Origin of the sequence: Hyphomonas sp. UBA3601, from assembly GCF_002375605.1 — a bacterium.
GTDB lineage: Bacteria > Pseudomonadota > Alphaproteobacteria > Caulobacterales > Hyphomonadaceae > Hyphomonas.
Window position 1 is genome coordinate 4133 of record NZ_DFME01000112.1, and the last position, 5991, is coordinate 10123.

A 5991-nucleotide genomic window follows, 5' to 3' on the forward strand; every position below is an offset into this window, starting at 1 on the left:
CCCGGCGAACCCGAACAGGCCCTACAAGCCGAGCCAGCTCAGCCTCGGCTTTCCTGCAAAAGAACCCACGCTTGATGCGCTTCTGGTGACGGAAGCCAATGAGAGCGCTTTGGCGGTGCTCGGCGCGCCGCAGAGTTGGCCGTTTCCTGTCATTTGCCTGTTGGGGCCGCCGCGCTGCGGATTGTCTGTTCTGGCGCGCGCCTGGTGTCAGGAATTTGAAGGCAGCTATCATGTCGCCAAGGAGTTTTCCCGTCTGAAATCACGCGGCCTGGCGGCGTTGGCGTCGGGATTTGTCGCGGTGGACGATGCCGACCGCGTCAAGAAATCCGAGAATTTGTTGACACTGATCAATACAGCAACGGCTGAGGGCGGGCATGTCCTGCTGACGTCCAAACACCATCCGAGCCAATGGCAAACCCAGTCAGCCGACTTGAAATCCCGCCTCATGGCACTGCCGGTGATCGAGATTGGGGAGCCTGACGAAAAAATGCTCAAGGCGCGGCTGGAATCCGCTGCCGAGCGCTATTTCCTGAAGCTTGAGCCTGAGGTCATTAAGTATCTGGTACCCCGACTGGAACTTTCTTATGAGGCTATCGAAATATTTATAGAGAAATTGAATGATAAGGTGACCGAAGCGGGCCGGGCACCGTCGGTGCCATTGGCCCGGGAAGTCGTCGAAGAATTGGGCTGGGCCGACCCCGATCAGAGGTCCATGCTGTAGAATTGAATGGAATTGCGGAGTTTGGCATCATGGCCGATGGACAGTCTGGAACCCAGAAGCAGATGATGAATTCGCCGGAGCGGTTCCTGAACCGGGAATTGTCTTGGCTGGAGTTCAACCAGCGTGTGCTGGAAGAAGCGTCGAACACCGACCATCCCCTTCTTGAGCGCCTGAGGTTCCTGTCGATATCGGCGAGCAACCTCGATGAGTTCGAAATGGTGCGCTATGCGGGCCTGCGCGAACAGGTGCGGGCCGGCGTTGTCAAAGCCAGTCAGGATGGCTTGACCCCAGCCGAGCAGGTGGAACGGATTGAAGAAGCTTCCCTGAACCTGATCGCCGAACAGCAAGCGCGCTGGCGCAGCCTCAAGCAGGAACTCAATGCCGAAGGCGTTCATGTGCTGGGCGTGAAGGAACTGAACAAGAAAGACCGGGTTGAGCTGGACAAGTATTTCCGGTCAAACATCTTCCCGGTCCTGACACCACTCGCAGTCGATCCCGCGCATCCGTTCCCGTTCATTCCGAATCTGGGCTTTTCGATTGCGATCAATCTGGTCGCCAAGGGGAATGGAGATGCCCATGTGGGCATCATTCCGTTGCCGGCCTTTGTGCGGCGTTTCATTCGCCTGCCCAAAGGCACCAAGGGCAATTTGCGCTTCATTGCGCTGGAAGATGTCATCGGCATGTTCATCGATGAACTCTTTCCCGGGTTTGAGGAGAAAGACCGCTGCCTGTTCCGTGTGATCCGTGACAGCGACATCGAGATCGAGGAAGAAGCCGAAGATCTGATCCGCGAATTCGAAGTGTTGCTGAAGCAACGTCGCAGGGGCCGGATCGTTCGTATCCGAATGCAATCCAGTGCGCCGGAAGACCTGCGCCGACTGATCACGCATGAGATCGGCGCTGAAGAAGCCGACATCGTTCTCTATGATGGCATTCTTGGAATGGCACAGCTATCGGAACTGATTGTCAGTGATCGGCCAGACCTGCAGTTCCCGTCCTATGAGCCGCGCTACCCCGAGCGTATTCGCGAGATGGGGGGTGACTGTTTTGCGGCGATCCGTGCAAAGGACATTCTGGTTCATCATCCATTCGAGACGTTTGATGTTGTAGTCCAGTTCATCCGGCAGGCCGCAGCCGATCCGCAAGTCGTTGCGATCAAGCAGACGCTCTACCGAACAACGGCGAATTCACCGATTGTCGCAGCCCTGGTGGAAGCGGCAGAGGCCGGAAAAAATGTTACCGCATTGGTCGAGATCAAGGCGCGCTTTGATGAAGAAGCCAATTTGCGACTTGCACGCGACCTTGAGCGCGCGGGTGTTCAGGTTGTCTACGGTTTCATCGAGTACAAGACCCACGCGAAAGTGTCGCTTGTGGTGCGCCGCGAAAGTGATGAGCTGCGCACATATACGCATTACGGGACGGGCAACTACCATCCGATCAATGCGCGGATCTACACAGACTTGTCGCTATTCACGGCGGATGCGGCGCTGGGTCGTGACGCCAATCGGCTCTTCAACTTTGTGACGGCCTATCGCGAGCCACCCTCTGTCGGTCCTGTGATGGAAAAGGTTTCCATGTCGCCACTCGACATGAAAGAGAAACTCATCGGGATGATTGAGGCAGAGGCAGACGCGGCGCGCCGGGGCGAACCCTGCGGCGTCTGGGCGAAGATGAACTCGCTGGTCGATGGCGAAGTGATTGATGCGCTCTATTCGGCCAGCCAGGCGGGCGTGCCGATCATTCTGGTTGTGCGCGGCATCTGTTGCCTGCGTCCCGGCGTTCCGGGCTTGTCTGATAATATCTCTGTAAAGAGCATTGTGGGTCGATTCCTGGAACATTCCCGAATTGTCTGTTTTGCCAATGGGGAGGTTCTGCCATCGCCCAAGGCCAAAGTGTTTATCTCGTCTGCGGACTGGATGCCGCGAAATCTGAACCGGCGTGTCGAGGCATTGGTGCCGGTTGAAAATCCAACCGTTCACCGTCAGGTGCTGAACCAGATCATGGTCGCCAATCTGAATGACGAACAACAAAGTTGGATCATGGGAGAAGACGGCGTCTATGAGCGAATGGAATTGCGTCCCGATACAGAGACTTTCTCGGCCCACACATATTTCATGGACAATCCCAGCCTGTCTGGACGCGGGAGCGCGCTCGAAGTCAGCCTGCCGCCACGTCTGAAACCTCGCGAAGGCGTTTAGGTTTGATGTTTCCCAAATCAGAACGTGCGGCAATTATCGATATCGGGTCAAACTCGGTACGTCTGGTGATCTACGATGTTCTGGGCGCTTCAATCCTTCCGACCTTCAATGAGAAAGTCATGGCCGGATTGGGTCAGGGCTTGATGCAGACGGGGCAGCTTTCGCCAACTGGTGTTGAATCGGCGTTGAAGGCTCTTGGTCGGTATCGCGCGATCCTGAAAGCCTTGCACTTGAGGCATTACACGGCTGTGGCAACTGCAGCCGTGCGGTCAGCCGAGAATGGTCCGGAGTTCATCAGCCTGGCGTCCAAGGCGCTGGGACGGCGCGTGGTGGTTCTGTCGGGAGAGGATGAGGCACGCTTGTCGGCCGTTGGCGTAGAGGCGAGCTTCCATGCGCCGCTCGGCATGATCGGCGATCTCGGCGGATCTAGTCTTGAGTTCAAGCAAATCGGCGGCAAGGCCGCAGACGGGGAGAGCCTGATGCTTGGCCCGCTCTCTCTGGTCGAGGGGGATATTGATCTGAAGGCGCTGCGCCGTACCATACGGGCGGAGCTCAAGACGTCTGATGTGCTGGCAAAATCGACGGGGCGCTTCTATGCGGTGGGCGGCGCATGGCGGACCGTGGCAAAGCTGAACATGCAGATCGAGGACTATTCGCTCAAAGTGCTGCAGGGCTATCAGATGTCGAAATCCCAGGTCGACAAGGCCGCAAAGCTCTGCTTCGACAGCGTGACCAGTTCGACAGCGCGGGCGATGCTGGAAAACGTCGACAAACGCCGCGCCAAGCATTTGCCGGTTGCGGCGATTCTGCTTCAGGAAATTCTTGGCAACAGCCGGTTGGAGGGCGTGACCATTTCCTCGGCAGGCTTGCGGGAAGGCGTGCTGCGGGATGCGCTGGGCGCGCCTTTGCACGATCCGCTGATGGATGGCGCGATCGCGTTCGCGCGGCTGGACAAGAACCAGATCCTGTTCGGCGAAGCGCTGCATGATTTCATCGCGCCGGCCCTGGCCCCCGAGCCGGACTTGTTCGGATCGCCTGCCGCGGACATAAGAATCGAGAAGGCGGCCTGCATGATGGCTGACAGTGCCGGGCGGTTCCATCCGGATCACCGATCCATCATGGCCTATGATCAAGCGCTCAGGGCGCCTTATGTCGGCGTCTCGCACGGCGAACGCGCTCTGATCGCCTATGCCATTGGATGCCGCTACCAGAAAGACTTCAAGAGACCGGATGAGTATGTCGCCCTCACGACGCCGGAGCAGGATGAGCGCGCCCGCCAGATCGGGAGTGCGATGCGACTGGGGGCTGTGTTCTCGGGTCGGTCAGGGCCGATCCTTCAGCGGGCCAGACTGGTTCGCACCCATCATACGCTTCAGTTGAAAGTGTCGAAAGCCGATGAGGCGATGGTTTCGGATACGGTCGAGCGCAGGCTTTCGCAAACGGCGAGCCAGCTGCGTTTGAAATCGGATGTCATTATTAGTTGAGGCTGAGCAGCCTAGACGTCGAACAGTCTGACTTGACCGCCCTCAAAAGATACGGCCAGTTTCCCATTCAGCAGGGCCTGTGCGCGTTTCCCGAACATGTCATAACGCCAGCCTGACATGGCGGCAATTTCGTCACCCGTCTCACCGCGAGCGATCCGGTCGATATCGGCCGCATTTGCGATCAGGCGGGGCACGACGTCATTCTCCTCGCTGACATGTTTGAGGAGCACTTTGAGCAGTTCGGGCGCACCAGCGGGGATCTGGGCGTTCTGGACCCGCGGGCCAAGCTCGGGCGCGTACTTGTCTGGATTGTCGATGGCATCGATTGCTGCCTCAAGCAGGCCATTGCCGAATTTCGACCGAATGAACCCATTTGGCACTGCGCGGAGCTGGCCGAAATCGCCCTCGGAGCGCGGTTTCTGGCTGGCGATTTCCTGAATCGCGTCGTCCTTCAGGATCCGGCGGCGTGGTTTGTCCAGTTCTTGCGCCATGGTTTCGCGCCAGGCGGCAACGGCCACGACAATGGCTGCATAGTCTTTCTTCGGCTTTCGCAATTTGAGTCGCTGCCATGCCTTGGCGGGGTCGGTATCGTATTTGGCGGGATCTTCCAGATCGGCCATTTCCTCGCGCACCCATCCCAGGCGTCCAAGCTGTTCCAGCTCATCGCGCATTTTGAGATAGGCGTCCCGCAAATGCGTTACGTCGCCAAGGGCGTAGACCAGTTGTTTCTGGCTGAGTGGACGGCGGGTCCAGTCTGTGAACTGGCTCGATTTGTCGATCTGGCGCTTCAGCACGCGCTGAACGAGATTGTCGTATGAAATCGAATCGCCAAGGCCGAGCGCCATCGCGGCGACCTGGGTATCGAAAATCGGGCCGGGTGGGTGGCCGATCAGACGGTTGAATATTTCGAGGTCTTGACGGGCGGCGTGAAACACTTTTACCCGGTTGTCTGCGGCGATCAGATCGAGGAAGGGACCGATGTCCAAATCCTCGGCCAATGGGTCGATCAGGCCTTCTACGCCGGGGGCGGAGGCTTGGACGAGGCAGAGTTCCGGCCAGTAGGTCGTCTCCCGATGAAACTCGGTATCGACGCAAATAAAGTCGGATTCAGCGAGCTTTCCGCACAGATCTTCCAGTGCGGACTGCTCAGTAATGGGAGTCAGGGTGTTGTCAGTCATCGCGCGCTTGCGTATCGCATCGCCTTGACAATTGCGAGAGCTTGAATGCCTTTCGCGCTTTTATTTCTGTTGGACCGTATTTCCGGAGAAAGTTTCCGATGCACGCCTATCGCTCCCACACCTGTGGGGAACTTCGCAAGTCCCATGTCGGTGAAACCGTAAAACTGTCTGGCTGGCTTCACCGTCGCCGCGATCATGGCGGGGTGATGTTCATCGACCTGCGCGATCATTACGGCCTGACGCAGATCGTGTTCAATCCGGGCTCACCTGGTTTCGGCACGGTTGAGCGACTGCGTGCGGAGAGCGTGATCACGCTGGAAGGCAAGGTCGTGGCCCGCGATGAGGGCCTCGTGAACCCGAATCTGGCCACGGGTGAGATCGAGGTCGTGGCGGGCGAAGTTACCGTCCAG

The 5991-nt window shown here is 58.1% G+C and carries 5 protein-coding genes; 4 read left to right on the plus strand and 1 reads right to left on the minus strand.

Features of this window, described 5'->3' with window-relative positions; genetic code table 11:
* The 3 genes from B4F73_RS11580 to B4F73_RS11590 form a co-directional block, all read left to right on the plus strand.
* Positions 1 to 721 (plus strand): DnaA ATPase domain-containing protein (locus tag B4F73_RS11580; RefSeq protein WP_290483318.1); only part of this gene is annotated, 721 nt, incomplete at its 5' end.
* A gap of 29 nt (positions 722 to 750) precedes the next feature.
* On the plus strand, positions 751 to 2919 hold the full coding sequence (locus B4F73_RS11585; RefSeq protein WP_290483319.1) for an RNA degradosome polyphosphate kinase: 2169 nt from the start codon (positions 751 to 753) through the stop codon (positions 2917 to 2919).
* Positions 2920 to 2924: 5 nt separating this feature from the next.
* On the plus strand, positions 2925 to 4403 hold the full coding sequence (locus tag B4F73_RS11590) for a Ppx/GppA family phosphatase (RefSeq protein WP_290483320.1): 1479 nt from the start codon (positions 2925 to 2927) through the stop codon (positions 4401 to 4403).
* Between the two features lie 11 nt (positions 4404 to 4414).
* Here B4F73_RS11590 and rnd read toward each other — a convergent pair whose 3' ends face one another.
* On the minus strand, positions 4415 to 5581 hold the full coding sequence (gene rnd / locus B4F73_RS11595; protein ID WP_034813294.1) for a ribonuclease D: 1167 nt from the start codon (positions 5579 to 5581) through the stop codon (positions 4415 to 4417).
* A 98-nt stretch (positions 5582 to 5679) separates the two neighbouring features.
* Here rnd and B4F73_RS11600 point away from each other — a divergent pair.
* Positions 5680 to 5991: OB-fold nucleic acid binding domain-containing protein (locus B4F73_RS11600; RefSeq protein WP_290483321.1), on the plus strand; the 312-nt coding region annotated here is incomplete at its 3' end.